This is a genomic window from Aeromicrobium phragmitis (assembly GCF_003674095.1).
GTDB lineage: Bacteria > Actinomycetota > Actinomycetes > Propionibacteriales > Nocardioidaceae > Aeromicrobium > Aeromicrobium phragmitis.
The window spans coordinates 1-1,326 of the sequence record NZ_RDBF01000024.1; the positions used below are offsets into that span (position 1 = coordinate 1).

1 protein-coding gene and 1 pseudogene are annotated in these 1,326 nt (G+C 67.1%); both read right to left on the minus strand.

Going from position 1 to position 1,326, the window contains the following annotated elements; all coding sequences use genetic code 11:
• Window positions 1–499: pseudogene (locus D9V41_RS16040) on the minus strand (DNA methyltransferase); the annotation flags it as partial.
• A 217-nt stretch (window positions 500–716) separates the two neighbouring features.
• Complete coding sequence (locus D9V41_RS16045) at window positions 717–998, minus strand: recombinase family protein (RefSeq protein ID WP_121795601.1); 282 nt, start codon at window positions 996–998, stop codon at window positions 717–719.
• Window positions 999–1,326: the final 328 nt, after the last annotated feature.

Consider the following 1,326-nt stretch of genomic DNA (forward strand, 5'->3'; position numbering starts at 1 on the left):
ACCCCGCAAGCCTCGTTCGACAGGTAGAGGGCAATCCCGAACGCTGCCACTCGTGGCGCAGCCACTCCTGGACGCCCAGCAGGCCATCCTCCGTGGGCACCTCGAACCGACGCTGGTAGAGGACGCACACCTCGGTCACGACGGGGAACTGGCGGATGGTCTTGCCGTTCACGTTCCCAGCAATGTGGGACAGCCCCTTGTCCCAGATGATCGTCTGTACGTAGTCCCACCCCTGGCGATCCAGTTCGGCGTGCACGGTCGCCCACCCGACCTCGGTCCCCCAGAACCACAGCGTCGTCCCGGGGGTGGCGGCACGGGTCCACGCCTCGATGTGGTCGCGGTACCAGTCCACGAGGTCGGTGGAGTCCACGGTGTCACCGTGGAAGCCACGCACCCCGTACGCGCCATCGCTGATGATGGTGGTTGGAGTGGGCCAGGTCTCGTAGACCTCGCTCACGTCGCCGTGGTGGAGGTCGAAGGTGTCGGAGACAGGCGCCATAGCACCCCGCCCTGTCGCGTCGGGCGGGTCCTCCACCAGCGCCAACGCACCGTGAGTCGTCGTGCGTCGTGACCCGCGTGGCGCTGCTGGCATGCCTGAAGTCCTCCTTGATACTGCCTTCTTTAGCCTCAGTCTATGATCGCAACGAGCCCGGCTCAGGCAGGGCGCGGATAACTGACGCCTGCGCTCATGGCGAGGGGGGCGGGGGCACCGCCTTTCAGGCGACTTCTGACACGTCAGCGTAGGCGCCGCGCCCCTTCACCGCGTCATCCATCACGCTCCGGCTCACTCCCGCCTCGCGAGCAACTCGGGAGAGCGGCACACCAGCGCTTACCCTCTCCCTCGCCTCCACGACCTGCTCCGGGCTGAGGCGGCGCGCCCTGCCCCGGTAGACCCCCTTGGCCTTGGCCTGCGCGATGCCCTCAGCCTGCCGCTCGCGGATCAGGGAGCGCTCGAACTCGGCCACGGCTCCGAGGACGCCGAGCAACAGGCGGCTCATGGAGGACGCGCCTCCAGGCTCGAAGGTCTGCCCCTCTTTGAGGAACCGCGTAGTGCACACCGCGATCTACATCGTCAACCTGTGCCGTGGCCGCCTAACCAAGACGGCATGATCTCATCGTTCCAAGCCGCGTTCCCGCGTCCGTCCACTGCTCGCCGTGCTCCGGGACCGTGCCCTCGGTGACGTCTTGGTGGCCGCTTGCACGCTTCGTGCGTTGCCCCGTGAAGCTCGCGCCACTCCGATCGCCTCGTCCCGGGTAAGCCCTGAACGTTCGGCCCTTTCAATGAGGCCTTTCCTCCACTCCGCATCTCGACTCGCAATGGCGGAC